The sequence below is a fragment of the Polaromonas sp. genome (assembly GCF_030689685.1).
Lineage (GTDB): Bacteria > Pseudomonadota > Gammaproteobacteria > Burkholderiales > Burkholderiaceae_C > Polaromonas.
Genome location: NZ_JAUYEY010000051.1, coordinates 70,284 through 88,542 on the forward strand (window position 1 = coordinate 70,284; position 18,259 = coordinate 88,542).

Sequence of the window (18,259 nt, forward strand, 5' to 3'; positions counted from 1 at the left end):
CGACCCCTACATGTTCCCCGGGTTTGGTTTTGAGCTGCGTGTGGCGCTGCGCTTTCTGCGTGAAGGACGCATGCAGACCGTGTTGATCATTGTGGGTGTGGCGGCCGGCGTGGCCGTGGTGGCCTATATCTCGGCGCTGATCAGCGGCCTGCAGGGCAGCACCCTGACCAAAACATTGGGCGCACAGGCACACATCACTGTGCGCGCGCCAGACGACCTGGTCACACCGGCCTGGCAAGCCGCAGCAGGCACTGCCACGCTGACCGAAACCCAGCCGCGTGCGCAGCGCCTGCGCTCGCTTGCCAACTGGCAGGCCTTGCTGCCGCTGCTGGAGGCACTGCCGGCCATTGCCGGTGTCTCGCCGATGGTGTCGGGCGCCGGCCTGGCCCTGCGCGGCGAAGCCACCCAGGCGATTGCGCTGACGGGGGTGGATCTGGACCGCTACGACCGCGTCATCGGGCTGCGCAGCAAGGTCATCAGCGGTACGGCGCGCCTGTCGCCGGGCGAGGCGATTGTGGGCCGCGAGCTGGCGGCAGACCTGGGCGTGCGTGCGGGCGACCGCCTGACAGTGCAGACCGGTCTGGTCAGCGACTCGGTGCGCGTCACCGCGCTGGTGGATCTGGGCGTGAAAGACCTGAACCGCCGCACCGTGATCGTGCCGCTGCGGGCGGCGCAAAACCTGCTGGGCCTGCCTGGCGGCGTCACCAGTCTGGATGTGACGGTGAAAGATGTCTGGTCAGCCCAGGCGCTGGCCGATCAGTTGCGCCAGCAGTTTCCCTACAAGATCGAAAGCTGGCAGGAAAGCAATGCCCAGCTGGTGTCGGCCCTCAACGCCCAGTCGGTCAGCACCGCGCTGATTCGCGGGGTGGTGATGGTGGTGGTGGTGCTGGGCATTGCCAGCGTGCTGGTGGTGTCGGTGGTGCAAAAGCGCCGCGAGATCGGTATTTTGCGTGCCATGGGCACCACCCGCGGGCAGATTTTGCGGCTCTTCCTGGTGCAGGGGGCGGTGGTGGGTGCGGTGGGCTCATTGCTGGGGATTGCGCTGGCGGTGGTCATGATCTGGCTGTTCACCACCTTTGTGCGCGGCTCTGACGGCTTGCCGCTATTTCTGATCACGCTGCCGCTGGCCACCGCCGTGCAGGTGGCGCTGGTTGCCACCGTGTGTGGGGTGCTGGCCGCAGTCGCACCAGCGCGCCGCGCCGCAGCGCTGGACCCGGCGCAAGCCATACGGATGTAGCGCCATGAGCCCCGCCGCCCCCGCCCCTGATGCCCGCGCACTGATAACGCTGGGTGAGGTGCGCAAGAGCTACAACCTGGGTCTGCCCAGCGAAGCAGAGGTCTTGCACGGGCTGTCGCTGCAGGTGCAGCGCGGCGAATTCATCGCCTTGATCGGCCCTTCCGGTTCGGGCAAAAGCACGCTGCTCAATATCATCGGCCTGCTCGAAGTCATGACCACCGGCCGCTATGCTCTGCTGGGCCAGGAAGTACAAGGTCTGGACGATGCTGCCCTGACCCTGCTGCGGCGCAGTGCGCTGGGTTTTGTGTTTCAGTTCCATCACCTGCTACCGGCCTTTAGCGCGCTGGAAAACGTCACCTTGCCGGCGCTGATGCGCGAAGGGCGCGTCAGCGCAAAGCAGCGGGAACATGCGCGCGCCTTGCTCGCCTCTCTGGGCCTGGCAGACGCGATGGGCAAAAGACCGGCGGAGCTGTCGGGAGGTATGCAGCAAAGGGTGGCGATTGCCCGCGCCCTGGTCATGTCGCCCGCCCTGGTGCTGGCCGACGAGCCCACCGGCAACCTCGATACCGCGTCGTCCGACGAGGTGTTTGTACAGTTGCGGCGCATGCACGTCGAGCTTGGCACCACCTTCGTGGTGGTCACCCACGACCCGCGCCTGGCCGCGCGCTGCGACCGGCTGGTAGAGCTGGTCGACGGGCGCATTGCACGCGACGAGGCGATTACCCACGCTGCAAGCTGATCGGCCTTCAGTCTCCTGGCGCCGCCGGTCGCGCATGGCGCGCGATCAGAATCTGCGCAATGTAGTAGGTGCTCAATACCCACAGCTGCGCCATTGGCAACGGCATGGCAAATTTGTTGGTCGCCAGCAGCGCATCACTGAGCATGAAAACCCCGGCGCCAATCGCCACCCAGACCGAGGCCGTGTCGCGCAACACGGTGGCCCGGCCTATGGCCTGCGCGGCCATCAGCGCAATCACCAGCACATAGGCAGCCACGGCGACACGCAGCACCGGGGTCAGCCCGTCAAACAGAAAAGCGTACATCAACGCACCCACCGCCAGCGTGGCTGCCAGCGCGCGCCGGCTTGGAAACCACGGCTGATTGATCTTGAACAGCGCGATGTAAAACAGGTGCGCGATCAGGAAAGACAGCAGACCCGGGATGAAGAAGCCAGGAAACATCAAAAAACAGTCGCCAGCGAGCGAAAAAGCCAACCCGGCCAGCAAAAATACGTCAAATCGGTCTGCAGCCCTTATCGGACGTGCGCGAACAGCTATAAAAATAATAGCAATTAACAGGACCAGCGGTTTGAAAACGCGGTGCAACTCCACCAGCCCCAGCGCGCCGGTGGCGGTGGCCAGCGCTGCCGCCTCAATCAGCAGCACCTCTGTCAAGGAGATGCGCCCTTGCAGAGCCGCGCCCACGGCCCACAGACCGGCGGTCAGTACGCCCAGCCAGATGGCCGCTTGCGCACCGGGCAGGCTGTCTGCGTACCAGAGGAACAGCGCCACGCCCTGCAGCAGCACCAAAAACTGCAGCGCGCCAAACCACATCACGGCACGGCTGAGAGGCGGGTGGTAACGCTGCACGCGGTTGATGTCAAAGGCTGGCCGCGGGAAACGCGCCGCAACATCCGGCGGGCGCCAGCCCGGTGGCTTGAACCAGACACGTAACTTGTCACCCCAGTTGGCGGCGTGCCACGAATCTTTGGCCAGCGCCCAGTACACCTCGGCGTTGGACCACAGCGGGTCCCAGCTGTTGAGCGGGCTGCGTGTGCCATAGACACACTTTTCGTCCTCTTCACGAAAGCTGCCAAACAGCCGGTCCCAGATGATCAAAATGCCGCCGTAGTTCCGGTCGACATAGTTGTCGTTGACCGCATGGTGCACCCGGTGATTCGACGGCGAGCAGAACCAGCGGTCAAACCAGCCCAGCTTGGGCACGTGTTCGGTGTGTACCCAGAACTGGTAAAGCAGGTCCACCAGCACCACCACGCCAAAGACCAGCGGCGGCACACCCGCAATGGCCATTGGCACATAAAAAATCCAGCCGAAGATGGCGCCGCTGCTGGTCTGGCGCAGCGCGGTCGAGAGGTTGTAGTCCTGGCTTTGGTGATGCACCACATGCGCCGCCCAGAACAGTGAGCTTTCATGGCCGGCGCGGTGCAGCCAGTAATAACAGAAGTCGTAAAAAACCAGCGCAATCAGCCAGCCGTACCAGGTGGTCCAGAACGCCTCATCGGGAAACAGCGCCACCGACGAATAAATGGCGGTGTAAATGCCGATGCGAAACAGCCGCGTGAACACCGCACTGGTCTGACTCAGCATGCCCAGGCTGATGCTGTTGATTGCATCGTTCAGGCGGTAGGTGTTGCGGCCCCTGGCGTAACCCCAGGCAAACTCGACTGCAATCAGCAGGAAGAAAACGGGGGTGGCAAGAACGATGATTTGACTGGGGCTCATGCAGCCATTTTGTGCCAGCTCAGGTCAGGGCGCCTCTGGCATCAACCCTGATGAAGAGCTCGATGCTGTCGTGCTGACGGCGGCTTGCATTGCTTCCGGGATATGAATCAATACAACTGCATCAAGAGACTATTACGCATAAGCGCTCCCCGCCTCGTTCAGAGTAATGAAGTGGCTTTTTGGGTCTCGGTTTTGACGCGTCCAAGTTTTTGACCCTGTTTTGCAAAATTAACCGCCCTAGTGAAGCTTGAAGTTCACCGGGAAACCAGATGTTGTCTTCCAGAATTTTGGCAAATTCGACCTCATCAATAACTCGCTCGGTACCGATATATTTCAGCCAAAAGTCATCAATGATCGAACGATTGTTTTTGACCTCGTTGTCGTCAACGTAAGACGGTTCGCTAGAAAACAAGTCATCTGTTCTGGTTTTTGTTGCTTTTTTATCATCTCGAATTTGAGCACGAACTGCGCCTTGTAGATCCGCCGCCTCTTCGTACGTTTCCATAAATTTGATCAGCCCTTTTGGATGCGTAGTCACGTACACAAGGTGATACTTCGTCCTATCCTTATGTGGATCCTTAACCTTAGCGTATACGGACCTTGCAGGGTAGTTTGCATTTCGTATTGGCACACAAGCCTTAAGATTTTTTCGATACGTGTCGAGAATTAACGACTCCCTATCTCCGTCATGCATAGCGGCATCAATTGCCTCTCCAAGTAACTCTTCTACCACTACAGCGAGCTTCTCCATCGCTATCGCTCGATTAGCAAAGTCATACATGAAAGTGATAACAAATTCCGATCTTGGTCGAGCAAGAAGGGGAGCGAGCGTCTTCACTTTGACTTCAGTCCATCCTTTTAGATCAATAAAGAAAAAGGCGTTGCCTTTTGATCCGACCCAATCAAGTATTTTCTGACGAGACGCCACGAACTCACCATGAATTGAGTGGGCCTCTATTCCGGCGGGTGTTTGTTCATCGAGATATTTTTTTAAGAATGGGTACGCATGATTGCATTGCTCTACATACAAAGCGCGAATCACAGCTCGTCCGCCACGACTCTCGACCGCATTTTTGCACCGTTGCAAAACTTGAAGAGAAATAGCTATCGAGGTTGAACCCATTTTCGATTCATCCGCTTGCCATGGCCCGGCAACACAGTCTACATATGTGAACTCAAATACCGATTGATTAACTGCCAATATGGCAGTTGAACTAAACCGCTACGCGGTGGCGGGTCCGCACAGGCCACCACCGCGTTTTTGTTGAGGGGTGGCTTGCGTTCGGGGAGTCTGAGGAGAAACCTTCAAGCTGGGGAATATTCCCCGGTTTTGAAGGAGACTTGTCATGACACCCTTACGCCAACGCATGATCGACGCCATGGTGCTGCGCGGCTTCAGCCCGCGCACCCAGGAGAGCTATGCCGATGCCATCTACGGCATGGCCAAGTTTTACCGACGCGATCCCGCCCAGTACAGCGCCCAGGAGGTTGAAGCCTACCTGCTGCACATGATCAACGAGCGCCACCTGTCCTACAGCACCATGAACCAGGCGGCCTGCGCGGCGCGTTTTTTGTACCAGAAAGTGCTGGGGCGTGAGCGCGAACTCTTTCCCATCGCCATGGCCAAGGTGCCCGCCAAACAGCCGGAATTACTGGCCCGCGAGGAGATCGCCCGTCTGTTTGCCTGCTGCGCCCACCCCGTGCACCGCATACTCTTGCAAACCATGTACGCAGCAGGCCTGCGGGTGTCTGAGGCCTGCGCCCTTCGCGTGGGCGATATCGACAGCCACAGCGACCGCATATGCATCCGGGTGGCCTGCGGCAAAGGCGGGCATGCCCGCTACACTCTGCTGAGCGCGACATTGCTGGCCAATCTGCGCACTTTTGTGCGCACCTTTCACCCCAGAACCTGGCTGTTTTGCAACCACACCGGCGTGCAGCCGGTAAACATTCAATCTGCCCAGCGCGCCTACCAAGGCTCGCGCCACCGTGCCCGCATCATGAAGAGCGGTGGTCCCCACACCTTGCGCCACGGCTTTGCGACCCACTTGCTTGAAGGCGGCGTGGACCTGTTCACCATCCAGAAGCTGCTCGGCCACGGCCACATCAGCACCACGGCTCGCTACCTGCACTTGATCAGCCCGCAGTTTCAGCCACCCAAAGACGTTGATCCGCTGGACCTGCTCGCCGGCTTGCCCAAGCTGTAAGCCAGCGGCATCGTCGCCACCAAGGCCGCCCTGGCCGATGCGCTGCGCCAATTTGGCGCGGCGTACTTGAGCCGTCACGCCCTGAACACCGCGCAGGCCAAAGCGTGGCGGGGCATTGTTGCCTGTCGCACTGCGGCGCTGGGCGGGCAACAGCTGGCCTGCGACAAGTGTGGCCACAGCCACTGGCAATACCACTCGTGCCGCAACCGGCACTGCCCGCCGTGCGGTGCGCGGGCCAAGGATGCCTGGCTGCAAGGCAGACTGGCCGAGGTGTTACCTGTGCCCTCTGCGCATCTGGTGTTCACACTGCCGCACAGTCTCAATGGTTTGTATGGCATGCACCCGCGATGGGTGATCGACACGCTGTTTGCCTGTACTGCGCAAACACTGTCGGAGTTTGCCGCCAACCCCAAATGGATGGGTGTGGCCGATGGCACACCGGCGTTCAGCCTGGTGCTGCACACCTGGACGCAGGACTTGCAGCGCCACATTCATCTGCATGCGGTGATGGCCTGTGGGGTGCTGGATCAAGCCGGGCAGTGGAGCCTGCCAACGCGCAAGTCGTACTTCCTGTTTCCAGTGCATGCCTTGTCCAAGGTGTTTCGGGGCAAGTTCATGCAGGCGCTGGCACGCGCCCACCACAAAGGCGCTATCGAGCGTGACCCACAAGGCCAAAATGCAGCCTGGCAGACCCGCCAGCAGCAACTCTACAAACATGACTGGGTGGTGTACGCCAAGACGCCATTGGGCGGCCCGGCCCAGGCGCTGGAGTACCTCTCCCGCTACACACACCGCACGGCCATCAGCAATGAGCGCATTCGTGCCATCAACACCGACGAGGTGGCGTTCACGGTACGCGCCAATGACAAGGGCGGTAAACGTCTGGAGCGATTGCCGGGAGAAGAATTTGTGCGCCGTTTCATGTTGCATGTGCTGCCAACAGGGATCAAACGCATTCGTCACTACGGGGTGCTGGCATCAAGCTGCAAAGGGGTCAAGCTCAACGCGGCAAGGCGGGCCTTGCAGATGCCTGCGGCCAACCCTCAGGCGATGGAGTCTGCCCAAGGGTTCATGGCGCGCGTGGCCAAGATGGAAGTGGGTTTGTGTCCGTGTTGCAAGGTCGGACGCTTGCAGGTCACCGCCGTGTTACCGGGCCAAGCCCTGGCGGGGGAGCACAACACATCCGCATGACGACGTGACAGCGGCCCCGCTGTGCGTTCGCCGCAACGCTGGCAGGCCGAAGTCAGCGCAAGCCCGGTCATAATCCGATCAAACAAATGGGGTGAAGCTTTCAATCCCCTATCGTGACCGCTTCAGTCGGCGGTTCAGTCCAACATGGTTTATCTGCCGCGGGAGCTGTTCATGGTTTCAATCAGCATTGCAGCGCGGCAGATAAACGCTAATCGTTCGCAGTCTGAGACAAGTATCTAATCAGGCTAAAACATACCTGAAAACCATGAAAATCGCCATCATTTCAGACATCCACGGCAACCTGCCTGCTTTGCAAGCCGTGCTGGCCGAGATTGATGCGTGTGGCATTGGGCGGACCGCTGGCGTCTGCCCGCACCGCTGACTTGTTGATGCAGCGACAAATCCCAATGATTGCGGGCAACCACGAGCGGCAACTGCTCACTTTCCCGCCAGCAAAGTTAAGCCCAAGCGATGCCTGCACCGCCAGCGAAATCTCAAACGTACAGCGAGCCTGGCTTGCCAGCGCGCCGCCTACGCTGTGGCTGGCCGATGACGTCTTTGTCTGCCACGGCACGCCGCACAGCGACTTGCATTACTGGCTAGAGACGGTCACCAACGACTTTGGCCAACACGGATCGCGCGGCGTGCGCGCGGCCACGCAGGCCGAGGTCATCGAGCGCATGGGCACTGGCCCGCATCTCGCCGCCAGCCTGATCATTTGCGGCCACACCCACATCCCCCGTGTTGTCAGCGTCAACAGCCCAAGCAGCGGCCGCCTCATCACCCTCCTCAACCCTGGCAGTGTTGGCCTGCCGGCTTACGACGACCTACACCCCTACCCACACCATATTGAAACGGGCAGTCCACACGCCAGATACGCCATGGCTGAAAAAACGCCCGCTGGCTGGCGAATCGATCTGCGCAGCGTGATGTATGACTTTGAAAGTATGGCCAGACTGGCGCAATCTCGCCAGCGGCCAGACTGGGCGGTGGCACTGCGCACTGGTCGGATGGGTTGATGCTTGAGTGATATTCGTCTTACAATAGCTTTATCGATCAAAGGAGTGCAAGAATGACAATTCCCACCGCTACGCTTTCCAGCAAATACCAAATCTCCATCCCTAAGGAAATCAGAGTCAGCATGAATTTAAAGCCAGGACAAAAACTGGCTTTTTTGTGTATTGGCAAATCGGTCTCATTGTTGCCGCAGCCCCGTCTTGAAGATTTGTTTGGCATTGGCAAAGGGGGTGACCCCACCGGTTACCGTGACCGGGACACGCGCCGTGAAGATATCCTGCCAAAACTAAGCGATGGGTCTGTCTTTCCCGCACCGCGTCAGCCAGCAGTTCGCAAAGCTAAAAAAGCGCGAGGCAAAGTCGCAGCATGAAGCTGCTCGACACTTGCGTCTGGATCGAAATTATTTTAGGTAGTCCGCTGGGTGTGCAGTTCAACAGGTTGCTGTCCGACAAACAAAACGTGCTGATTTCCAGTGTGGTTCAGTTTGAGCTGCGGCGCTGGGCGCTGCGTGAGTATGGGGCGGCACGCGCCAACAACATTGTTTTGGCGCTGCGCGAAGGGGTCGTTGTACAGACAGGTGAACGCGTGGCCTTTTTGGCAGCGGATCTGGCGCGCGCCCACAAACTCCACGCCCTCGACGCCCTCATTTACGCCACCGCTTTAGAGCACGACGCAGAACTGGTGACATGCGACGCCCACTTCAAAGACCTGCCGCAAGTGGACTACACAGCCAAAATCAAATAACCCATGCCGCGCGACCTCTTTGCCCAACCCCTGTTCAGCCCCAAGCTGATCAAAGCGCGCTTTCCGGCGCAGCCGATACCCCAAGCGCATCAGCAAGCCATTGCCCAGTGGGCGGCTGATTTGAAAGGCGGTCTGGGTCAGGTCAAGGAAGAGGCGATCCGCACCAGCTTTTTAAGTCTGTTTTTTGTCAACGTGCTGGGCTACAAGTTTCTTGGCAGCCATGACGGCGGTGTCTGGACGCTTGATCTGGAGACCAGGGCATCCACCGGCTCAGTCGATGCCTGTCTGGGCACCTTCATTCATGGGCAACAACAAATCATTGCGCCTTTTGAGCTCAAGGGCCCCAAAACCAGCAACCTTGAAGCGCTGATGCAGGGCCGCCACAAAAGCCCGGTTCAGCAGGCTTGGGAATACGCCAATGATTTGCCCGGCAGCCAGTTTGTACTGGTCAGCAACTGTGATGAAATTCGCCTGTATGCCCTGGGTTATGGCCGTGCTGTGTACGAGTCGTGGACTTCCGCAGAGCTGCTTGACCCTTCGCGTTACGCCAGCTTCGTCGGCCTGCTCAGTGCCGACAACCTGCTCAGCAACGCCACACAAGACCTGCTCAAAGCCAACGCCCTCGCCGAGCGTGACATTACCCAGGCGCTGTACAGGGACTACACAACCCTGCGCCAGGAGCTCATCCTTGGGCTGCACCCCGTGAGCCCGGGCATCGCGTTCACCGAGCTGGTGGCGCATTCCCAAAAGCTGATTGACCGGCTGCTGTTTATTGCCTTTGCCGAAAGCCGGGGCTTGCTGCCGCAGGGCTCCATTCAACGCGCCGCGACTGAGGTCAACCCCTACAACCCGCAGCCCCTGTGGACCAATTTTGTCGGTCTGTTCAAAGCGGTGGACATTGGCAATCCGTATTTGAAGATCCCGCCGTACAACGGCGGACTGTTCGCGCATGACGCGGCGCTTGATGGCCTGCTGGTCAGTGACACACTGGTCAAAAGCTTTATCAAGCTTGCGGGTTACGACTACGCGCAAGAGGTCAGCGTGACGGTGCTGGGTCGAATTTTTGAGCAGAGCATCAGCGATCTGGAGCGCATTGCGAGCGCGGGGGATATTTCAAACTTTGTCCTCAGCGCCACAGAAGAGCGCAGAAAAAGCGAAAAAACCGACAAAAACGTACAAGGCAAACGCAAGCGCGACGGCGTGGTGTACACGCCAGACCACATCACCCGCTTTATCGTCGAGCAAACGGTTTACCCCGTCATTGTTGACCGCTTCTTTGCGCTGCAAAACCAGTTCTACCTTGACGGCGCCTGGCGCAAACCCGACAAGGACGAACGCGCGCACACGCCTAAATCGGTCGAGCTGCACAACGTCACTGAATACCTTTTCTGGCAGGCTTGGCAAACCGAGCTGGGCAGCATCCGCGTGTGCGACCCGGCCTGCGGCTCGGGCGCTTTTTTGGTGGCTGCGTTTGATGTACTCAAAGAGGCCTACACGCAGTTGCATCTGAAGCTGCGCGAGCTGGCTCCTTCAGAGCTGTTGATTGTGGACATCAGCCACCAGATACTGAATAACAACCTGTTTGGCGTGGACATCAACGCCGAAAGCATTGAAATCACCAAGCTTTCGCTGTGGCTAAAAACCGCTGAGCTGGGCCGCAAGCTGGCGGGGCTGGAAGCTAATTTTTACCAGGGCAACAGCCTGGTCAAAGACGCAACGCTGGACCCGCTGGCGTTTGACTGGCAAACGCGGTTTTCCGGCCAGCCTGAGTTTGCTCCTGATTTAATAGCAGCTGGTGCACGAATCCAAAGGGCTACAGCCCTAAATGATGCTGAAAATGCGTCGGCAACCGCTGTTTTTGAAGGGTTCGACGTGCTGGTGGGCAACCCGCCCTATGTGCGGCAAGAACTCTTCACTGAGTTCAAGCCCTATCTGCAGGCCAACTACGCCGCTTACCACGGCGTGGCAGATTTGTATGTGTACTTTTACGAGCTGGGGCTGGGCCTGCTCAAAGATGGCGGCAGGCTGGGGTTTATATCGAGCAGCAGCTTTTTCAAAACCAGCTCGGGCGAGCCCCTGCGCCGCCTGTTGCTGACGGCCTGCCAGCTCGAAGTGCTGGTCGATTTTGGTGACTGGCAGGTATTTGAAGGCGTGACGACTTACCCCGCCGTGATCACCGCACAAAAGGTGGCGCTGGATGCCACCCGGCCCGCCCGATTTTTGCAGTTGACCGGGGCAGTGGCCGATTTGAGCGCCTACTTTGAAGAGAACAAGCAGTCCCTGGACCTGGCGCAACTGGGCGGCAGCGCGGAAAACGCCAGTTCAAGCTACGGTGAATGGCAACTTGAAGGCAGCGAAGCGGCGGCTCTGCGCGCCCGGCTGATACATGGCCACCCGACTTTGAAAGAAGTGGTGGGGTCGCCCCTCTATGGCATCAAAACGGGTTTGAACGAAGCCTTTGTGATCGGCCGCGCCACGCGCGACCGTCTGGTGTATGCCGATGTCACCAGCGAGCCACTGTTCAAGCCGTTTCTGGAAGGCAAAGACATCAAACGTTGGCAGGTTGAAAGCGAAGACCGCTGGCTGATCCTGATACCCAAAGGCTGGACGCGCGAGGCGATGAAGACTTCCGTTCGGGCTGAGCCTGTCGAAGCCTTTCGACAAGCTCAAGGCGAACGGGCAGACGCGCAAGGAGGCCGGGTTGAGGCCCAAGACGAACCGAATCTCGTCGAAGCCGGCGCCTGGGCCTGGCTGACAGCACGCCACCCCGCGCTTGCTGCGTACCTGGCGCCCTTTGCCGACGCAGCCCGCCAACGCACCGACCAAGGTGAGTACTGGTGGGAACTGCGGGCCTGCGCTTATTACGGCAAGTTTGAACAGCCCAAAATTTACTACCCCGATATTTGCGTCGCCTCCAGCTTTTACCGCGATATCCACGGCATGTATTCTGGCAACACGGGTTACTTTTTGCCTGTCGGCTACCCTTGGCTTGCAGCGCTGATGAATTCAAAAGTTGTCTGGTTTTTGATTGCGGGCATGTCCACCCACATTCGCGGTGGCTACCGGCGCATGTTCACCCAGCACATTGCGGCACTGCCCATTCCCGCAACCACACCCGAGCAGCAAACCTTGCTCACCACGCTGGCACAAGCCGCAGCCCAGGCCGCCAGCCAGCGCCTGAACACCCAGCGCGCCTTTGCCAGCCGCATTCATGACCTGTTGCCAACGCCGCTGCCCAGAGGTGCACAAACGACCTTGGGCGACAAACTGAGCCAATGGTGGCTGCTGCCCGACTTCAAGGCGTTTCAGGCAGAGGTCGCCAAACGCTTCAAGGCTGACATTGCCTTGAGGGACCGCAATGACTGGGACAAATGGTTTACCGAAGAGCGCATCCGCATCCACCAGCTCAGCGCCAACATCGCGGCCACCGAGCGCAGCATTGACGAGGTGGTGTACCAGCTGTTTGCCCTGAGCGCGTCGGAGGTGGCGCTGATTGAGCGGCAGGTCTCGTCTTGATGCTGTTCTTCCGGTTGCTATTAAATACATAGCTGATTACGCCCGTCAAATAAGGGCTACAAGCTGTTTTTATGGGTAATTGGGGTGCGTGATGCCGCTACGCACTCTCCGCAGCCATCAAATGCCCGGGCCTGCGAAAATAGCGCCATGAACTTCCAGAAAATTCTTGTTCCCATCGCCGGTGCGGCTGCAGTGGTCATGGCCTACCGCCTGTACGGCTGGGCCGGCGTTGCGGTGGTGGCCACCGTTGTTGTGATGTGGGTGCTGCTGCATTTCACGCGCATGATGCAGGTCCTCAAACGTGCAGCCAACCGGCCTATCGGTTATGTGGACAGCGCGGTCATGCTCAATGCCAAACTCAGGGTCGGGCACACCCTGCTGCATGTGGTGGCCATGACCAAAAGCCTGGGCGAGCAGCAGTCGGAAAAAGACACGCAGCCTGAGGTGTTTCGCTGGACCGACGGCGGCCTGTCGCATGTGACCTGCACCTTTGCAGGCGGCAAGCTGGCCAGTCATGTGCTTTTCCGGCCGGAAGTGCCGGATCCCGCACCGGCTGCGGACGGGCCGTCCGGCGCCCCGTAAAATCAGCCTTTCCGGTTTCGCCGGGCTCCTGCCGCGACGCGGCCAGTCCTTCCCGGCTCGGACCCTCATTTCATGACACTCATCACAGGATCAGCACCATGTCCCCAGTAGCCCCCTCCATGGAAGACCGCGACGGCAAAATCTGGATGGACGGCGAGATGGTCGATTGGCGTGACGCCAAGATCCATGTGCTGAGCCACACCCTGCATTACGGCTGCGGCGCTTTTGAAGGTGTGCGCGCCTACAACACCGCTGAGGGCACGGCGATCTTCCGTCTGGAAGAACACACCGAACGCCTGTTCAACAGCGCCAAGATCCTGCGCATGAAAATCCCGTTCAGCCAGCAGGAGGTGATGGACGCGCAAAAAGCCGTGGTGCGCGAGAACAAGCTCGAGTCCTGCTACCTGCGCCCGCTGACCTGGATCGGTTCGCAAAAACTTGGCGTCTCGCCGCGCGGCAACACCATTCATCTGATGGTTGCCGCCTGGGCTTGGGGTGCCTACCTCGGCGAAGAAGGCATGCGCCGTGGTATCCGCGTCAAGACATCCAGCTACACCCGCCATCACGTCAACATCACCATGACGCAGGCCAAGGCGGTCAGCAACTACACCAACTCCATCCTGGCCAACATGGAAGCGCTGGACGACGGCTACGACGAGGCGCTGCTGCTCGACGCCTCAGGTTTTGTCAGCGAAGGCGCGGGCGAAAACATTTTCGTCATCAAGGGCGGCGTGGTCTACACGCCCGATTTGTCGGCCGGCGCGCTCAACGGCATCACGCGCAACACCATCCTGCACATCTGCAAGGATCTCGGCCTCGAACTGATTCAGAAACGCATCACGCGCGACGAGGTCTATATCTCCGACGAAGCCTTCTTCACCGGCACCGCTGCCGAGGTCACACCGATCCGCGAACTCGACCGCATCGAGATCGGTGCCGGTTCGCGCGGCCCCATCACCGAAAAAATCCAGAGCGCGTTTTTTGACATCGTCAACGGACGCAACCCCAACTACGCCCACTGGCTCGCGAAAGTCTGCTCATGAGCACCTCCTTCACTGTTGAACTGCTGGCCAAAGACCTGAACGCCCAAGGCGGTGTGTTTTGCCCCAGCCCGAAAGCCGAGATGGCCGTCTGGAACAGCCACCCGAAGGTCTACCTCGATGTGGGGCGTACCGGCCAGGCCAAGTGCCCCTACTGCGGCACGCTGTACAAGCTCAAGGACGGCGAGCACGTCGGTGCTGGCCATTGATATCTTGCCCGGATGAGGGAAGTAGCGTAAATTTGAGACATGTATAAATCAACAGTGTCTCTTGCGGTGGACGACGAAATCTCGCATGTAGAGACTATGGAGCCCTTGCGCCTCACGCGCTCCGCATTGTTTGAAGGTAATGCCCTGACAGTTTTGCAAGCCTTGCCCAGCGATTCAGTGCGGTGTGTCATTACCTCGCCACCGTACTGGGGCCTGCGTGACTACGGAATCAAAGGGCAAATTGGGCTTGAGCCCTCGCTGCCTCAATTTATAAATCAGCTGACGCGCATTTTTTCAGAGGTGAAGCGCGTGCTGACGCCCGACGGGACCTTGTGGCTCAATATTGGTGACAGCTACACCAGTGGCAACCGTGCTTACCGCGCCACGGACAAGAAAAACCCCGCGCGCGCCATGAATACACGGCCACCAACACCGGAAGGCTTGAAGCCCAAAGACCTGATTGGCGTGCCATGGAGGCTGGCGTTTGCCCTGCAGGACGACGGCTGGTTTTTGCGCAGCGATGTGGTGTGGAACAAACCGAATGCTATGCCTGAAAGCGTCAAGGACAGGCCCATCCGATCGCATGAATACCTGTTCATGCTGACCAAGTCGGAGCGCTACCACTATGACCATGAGGCTGTCAAAGAGCCCACGGACAATGGCCTGGATAAACGCAACCGCCGTACTGTGTGGAACGTCAATACCAAGGCTTTTAGTGGCGCGCACTTCGCCACATTTCCCCCCGAACTGATCAGGCCATGTGTTTTGGCAAGCACGCAAGCGGGGGACTTTGTTCTGGACCCTTTCTTTGGCTCCGGCACAGTTGGGTTGGTCAGCCAGGAAGAAAACCGGCAGTACATCGGCATCGAACTCAACCCCGACTATGTGCGCATGGCGGCGTCGAGATTGCACGGCCTCCGCAGCAATGTGCTGCGCTTGGTAGCCAATGGCTAAACTGGAATTTCGTCTTGATCCACCTGAGTTGCAAGTTGTGTTTGCACACCGGCTTGTGGAGTTGCAAAAACCCCACTTGCAATCTGCTTTACTTAAAACTGTTGCTAGTCTGAATATTGCAGAACTCGACAAGCAGCTAGCTGCAGTGATGCCTGCTGCGGCACTCCAGAAGTTGGCGTCGTTTGGCTTGCGGGGCGAGGCCTTGTTCATGACCCCGATGGTCTTGCTGGCAAGGCCTACCTTGTTGACTTATTACAGGACCTTGCTGGGCTACAGCCAGAAAGAGTTTTACACGGGGACGGGTCTGGGTATTTTCAAACGGGCGGAAGATATTGGCGAATTGGGTGTTAGGGCGCTGGCTCAAACTTCAAAGCTGTGTGAATTGATGGGCCTGCATGCTTGGCATTTTCTTCAAGGCATGGACAACTTGACGATTGACCAGCAATTCTTGAATGAACTGAGTCTTTTGTCTATTGGTCCTCAGTTGCGTGGAGGGCGCAACAACGAGCGCGGCGAGGCGGGCATCGAAGAGATTTATCAACTGATCTTGAAAGCGGTTGCCCATGCGCGGCCGGTGGTGAGCGGGAGGAAAGCGATGCTTCACAATGCCGCCGGAAGGTTGGTTGCCATTGAAGTAGCTGCTGATCCTGATATCGTTATTCTTGAGAAGACGTCCGGTCATGCCGACAGGCCTTTGGTCGCCATTGAAGTTAAAGCGGGAACCGATGTGTCCAATATTCATAACCGAATTGGCGAGGCCGAGAAAAGCCACCTCAAGGCAAAAGCCAGCAAGTTCACCGAGTGCTGGACCATTGTGAACGTGGCTCGCCTAGAACCTGTGGTGGCTTCTCGGCAGTCGCCAACGACAAATCGATTTTTCAAATTTTCTGAATTGATGGACACCACATCGACGGCGCACATCGATTTCGTTGCTTCTATAGTTGCGTTGACCGGGATTAAAACCAAATCCAAGCCCAAGTTGCGCAGTAAAAAGATTTGATGTTAGAGGCCGTCTCAAGCCATAGTCTGATCATCGCCCCGCAGTGGATCGGCGATGCAGTCATGACCGAGCCGCTGCTGCGGCGCCTGCACGCGCGCGGTGAGCAGCTCACTGTCGGCGCGCTGCCCTGGGTGGCGCCGGTGTACCGCGCCATGCCGCAGGTGCACGAGGTCATTGAGTTTCCCTTTGCGCACGGCGGTCTGCAACTGAAGGCGCGCCGTGCACTGGCCAAACGCATCGCCGGCCAGTTTGACACCGCGTATGTCTTGCCGAACTCGCTGAAAAGCGCGCTGCTGCCGCTGCTGGCAGGCATCCCGAAACGCATCGGTTACCTTGGTGAGGCGCGCATCGGCCTGCTCACCCATCGCCTGAAAAACCCGGCCAAGGGGCAGCGCCCGCCCATGGTGGCGTTTTATTCGGCGCTCAGCGGCGACACCAACCTGGACACGGACCGGCCCGTGCTGGCCATGCCGCCAGCCGAGGTGGCCCAGGCGCTGGCTGAACTCGGCCTGCAGCGTGGTGCCTATGTGGTGTTTGCACCGGGGGCCGAATACGGTCCGGCCAAACGCTGGCCGGCCGCGCATTTTTCGGCGCTGGCTCAAGGCCTTGATTTGACTGTGGTGCTGCTTGGTTCCAGCAAGGAGGCGCCGCTGTGTGAAGAAATCGCTGCACCGGTCAATGCCCTGCAGGCTGGCAAGTGCCTGAACTTCGCCGGCAAAACCACCCTGGTGCAGGCCCTGTGTGCCATTGCAGCCGCGCGGCAGGTCGTCAGCAATGATTCGGGCCTGATGCATGTGGCGGCGGCCTTGGGTGTGCCGCAGGTCGCCATCTTCGGTTCCTCCAGCCCGCTGCATACGCCGCCGCTAAGCCAGCGTGCCGCCGTGTTGTGGCTCAAGAACGATCCGGCCTACCAGCCGCCGCTGGACTGCGCGCCCTGCTTCGAGCGCGAATGCCCGCTGGGCCACACCCGCTGCCTGAGGGACATCAGCGCTGCGCGAGTGTTGGCAGCCTTACCGGTTTAAGCAGGAAAGGCGACCAGAGCGCTGAGGTCAGGCTGTGGCTGGCCCGGCGTGCGCGCCACATTCATGACCCAGCACACCATCGCGAAATAACCGACCAGTGTCGTCAGCTCGACCACGCCTTGCTCGCCAAACACGCCCCATGCTGCCGCATAGGACGCATTGCAAACGCCGTGGTGCGCCAGCAGCTCTGTGACCAGGTCCACCGCAGCGGTTTCGTCGGCTGCCGCGCTGTGCGGGTGCTTGCCGGCGGCGACCGCGTCCAGCACCGACTGCGCCACGCCGGCCTTCAGCGCCAACGGCGCATGCATCAGCCATTCAAACTGGTTGGATACATGACGTGCGACCAGGCACATCACCAGCTCCCGGATGCGGACTTCCAGCACGCTGTCAAAACGCAGGTATTCACCCACCTTGGCGACGCGCGCCATCAGCTCCGGGCTGCGCAGCAAGGGAATGAAGGGGCCGAACACAGCCTTGCGCGGACCGGCGATCAGGGCTTCGGCGGCCTGACGCTGGGCCACCGACATCGCTTCGGGCGCCATCATCGGGAGCCGCTCGAGCGGCGCTGGCGAAAACCCCTGGGGGACGGACGCTGCCTGATCGGTTGAGGTCACGGTGAATCTCCTGCGGGCGGGGTGGTTGCGGGCATCGATGGTAACGCGCTGCGAGCAGCGGGCAGGCAAAAAAAAGCCACCTTGCGATGACTTGTCAAAGTCCTCTTTCGAGGGTGTCATTGAGATGAAAAGGTCTGTTGATCGACCTGAAGTTCCTCGCCTTTTTTCCTTGTTGTTGAATCACCAGTGTTGTCACAGCAACCCTGTGAATGTAGGGGCGAGGCAGCTTTTGCGGCATCCCCCAAATAGGGGAGAGCTGTCTCTTTCAGCATGAATAAGCGCAAAAATCAGGACTTATTACGCTGGTGGTTACTGCGACAGGCTCCTAGTCTTACTGTGTCATAAGTTTAGTCTCGGACTTATCCAATGGCAATGCGGGCAATGACCCAGGGCGCTTGCGAGTGCGACGCTCAGCAGCAGGCGCAGCGTTGTGATCGAGCTTGGCACGTGACGCTGCGCGCGCT

General features: G+C 59.2%; 16 protein-coding genes and 1 pseudogene. 14 read left to right on the forward strand and 3 right to left on the reverse strand.

Going from position 1 to position 18,259, the window contains the following annotated elements:
• The first annotated feature begins 10 nt into the window (after window positions 1-10).
• Together Q8O29_RS12795 and Q8O29_RS12800 are read left to right on the forward strand one after the other, a co-directional pair.
• Window positions 11-1,237 (forward strand): ABC transporter permease, encoded by a 1,227-nt coding sequence (locus tag Q8O29_RS12795; protein WP_305563358.1) that lies wholly within the window; start codon window positions 11-13, stop codon window positions 1,235-1,237.
• Window positions 1,238-1,241: 4 nt separating this feature from the next.
• On the forward strand, window positions 1,242-1,976 hold the full coding sequence (locus Q8O29_RS12800) for an ABC transporter ATP-binding protein (protein WP_305563360.1): 735 nt from the start codon (window positions 1,242-1,244) through the stop codon (window positions 1,974-1,976).
• A 7-nt stretch (window positions 1,977-1,983) separates the two neighbouring features.
• Here the strand turns inward: Q8O29_RS12800 and Q8O29_RS12805 are convergent, their stop codons facing one another.
• Both Q8O29_RS12805 and tcmP read right to left on the reverse strand, forming a co-directional pair.
• Window positions 1,984-3,699 (reverse strand): lysoplasmalogenase family protein, encoded by a 1,716-nt coding sequence (locus Q8O29_RS12805; protein WP_305563362.1) that lies wholly within the window; start codon window positions 3,697-3,699, stop codon window positions 1,984-1,986.
• 121 nt (window positions 3,700-3,820) lie between these two features.
• A complete protein-coding gene (gene tcmP / locus Q8O29_RS12810; protein ID WP_305563364.1) occupies window positions 3,821-4,900 on the reverse strand; it encodes a three-Cys-motif partner protein TcmP in 1,080 nt (359 codons plus the stop codon).
• Between the two features lie 145 nt (window positions 4,901-5,045).
• Here tcmP and Q8O29_RS12815 point away from each other — a divergent pair, with 145 nt between their 5' ends.
• From Q8O29_RS12815 to waaF, 12 genes and pseudogenes are all read left to right on the forward strand, one after another.
• On the forward strand, window positions 5,046-5,906 hold the full coding sequence (locus Q8O29_RS12815) for a tyrosine-type recombinase/integrase (RefSeq protein ID WP_305563366.1): 861 nt from the start codon (window positions 5,046-5,048) through the stop codon (window positions 5,904-5,906).
• Between the two features lie 30 nt (window positions 5,907-5,936).
• The gene (locus Q8O29_RS12820) at window positions 5,937-7,097 is read left to right on the forward strand and encodes an IS91 family transposase (protein WP_371134232.1); all 1,161 of its coding nucleotides are present in this window, start codon (window positions 5,937-5,939) and stop codon (window positions 7,095-7,097) included.
• Between the two features lie 265 nt (window positions 7,098-7,362).
• Window positions 7,363-8,116, forward strand: a pseudogene (locus tag Q8O29_RS12825) (metallophosphoesterase).
• Window positions 8,117-8,169: 53 nt separating this feature from the next.
• Entirely contained in the window at window positions 8,170-8,484 is a 315-nt protein-coding gene (locus Q8O29_RS12830) for an AbrB/MazE/SpoVT family DNA-binding domain-containing protein (protein ID WP_305563368.1), read from the forward strand.
• Window positions 8,481-8,858, forward strand: a complete 378-nt coding sequence (locus Q8O29_RS12835) for a type II toxin-antitoxin system VapC family toxin (protein ID WP_305563370.1) — start codon at window positions 8,481-8,483, stop codon at window positions 8,856-8,858. The genes Q8O29_RS12830 and Q8O29_RS12835 overlap by 4 nt, the downstream gene beginning before the upstream one ends.
• Before the next feature lie 3 nt (window positions 8,859-8,861).
• The gene (locus tag Q8O29_RS12840; RefSeq protein WP_305563372.1) at window positions 8,862-12,374 is read left to right on the forward strand and encodes an Eco57I restriction-modification methylase domain-containing protein; all 3,513 of its coding nucleotides are present in this window, start codon (window positions 8,862-8,864) and stop codon (window positions 12,372-12,374) included.
• Window positions 12,375-12,521: 147 nt separating this feature from the next.
• Entirely contained in the window at window positions 12,522-12,956 is a 435-nt protein-coding gene (locus Q8O29_RS12845; protein WP_305563374.1) for a glycerate kinase, read from the forward strand.
• 98 nt (window positions 12,957-13,054) lie between these two features.
• On the forward strand, window positions 13,055-13,999 hold the full coding sequence (locus Q8O29_RS12850) for a branched-chain amino acid transaminase (RefSeq protein ID WP_305563376.1): 945 nt from the start codon (window positions 13,055-13,057) through the stop codon (window positions 13,997-13,999).
• On the forward strand, window positions 13,996-14,205 hold the full coding sequence (locus Q8O29_RS12855; RefSeq protein ID WP_305563378.1) for a zinc-finger domain-containing protein: 210 nt from the start codon (window positions 13,996-13,998) through the stop codon (window positions 14,203-14,205). Before Q8O29_RS12850 ends, Q8O29_RS12855 begins: the two co-directional genes overlap by 4 nt.
• A gap of 96 nt (window positions 14,206-14,301) precedes the next feature.
• Window positions 14,302-15,159 carry a site-specific DNA-methyltransferase gene (locus tag Q8O29_RS12860; protein ID WP_305563392.1) on the forward strand — a complete coding sequence of 286 codons (858 nt, stop codon included), beginning with the start codon at window positions 14,302-14,304 and terminating at the stop codon, window positions 15,157-15,159.
• Window positions 15,152-16,159, forward strand: a complete 1,008-nt coding sequence (locus Q8O29_RS12865; protein WP_305563380.1) for an XcyI family restriction endonuclease — start codon at window positions 15,152-15,154, stop codon at window positions 16,157-16,159. The genes Q8O29_RS12860 and Q8O29_RS12865 overlap by 8 nt, the downstream gene beginning before the upstream one ends.
• Window positions 16,159-17,181, forward strand: a complete 1,023-nt coding sequence (waaF, locus tag Q8O29_RS12870) for a lipopolysaccharide heptosyltransferase II (protein ID WP_305563381.1) — start codon at window positions 16,159-16,161, stop codon at window positions 17,179-17,181. Before Q8O29_RS12865 ends, waaF begins: the two co-directional genes overlap by 1 nt.
• Here the strand turns inward: waaF and Q8O29_RS12875 are convergent.
• Window positions 17,178-17,795, reverse strand: coding sequence for a carboxymuconolactone decarboxylase family protein (locus Q8O29_RS12875; protein ID WP_305563383.1), 618 nt, complete (start codon window positions 17,793-17,795; stop codon window positions 17,178-17,180). The two genes, waaF and Q8O29_RS12875, sit on opposite strands and share 4 nt — an antisense overlap.
• Window positions 17,796-18,259: the final 464 nt, after the last annotated feature.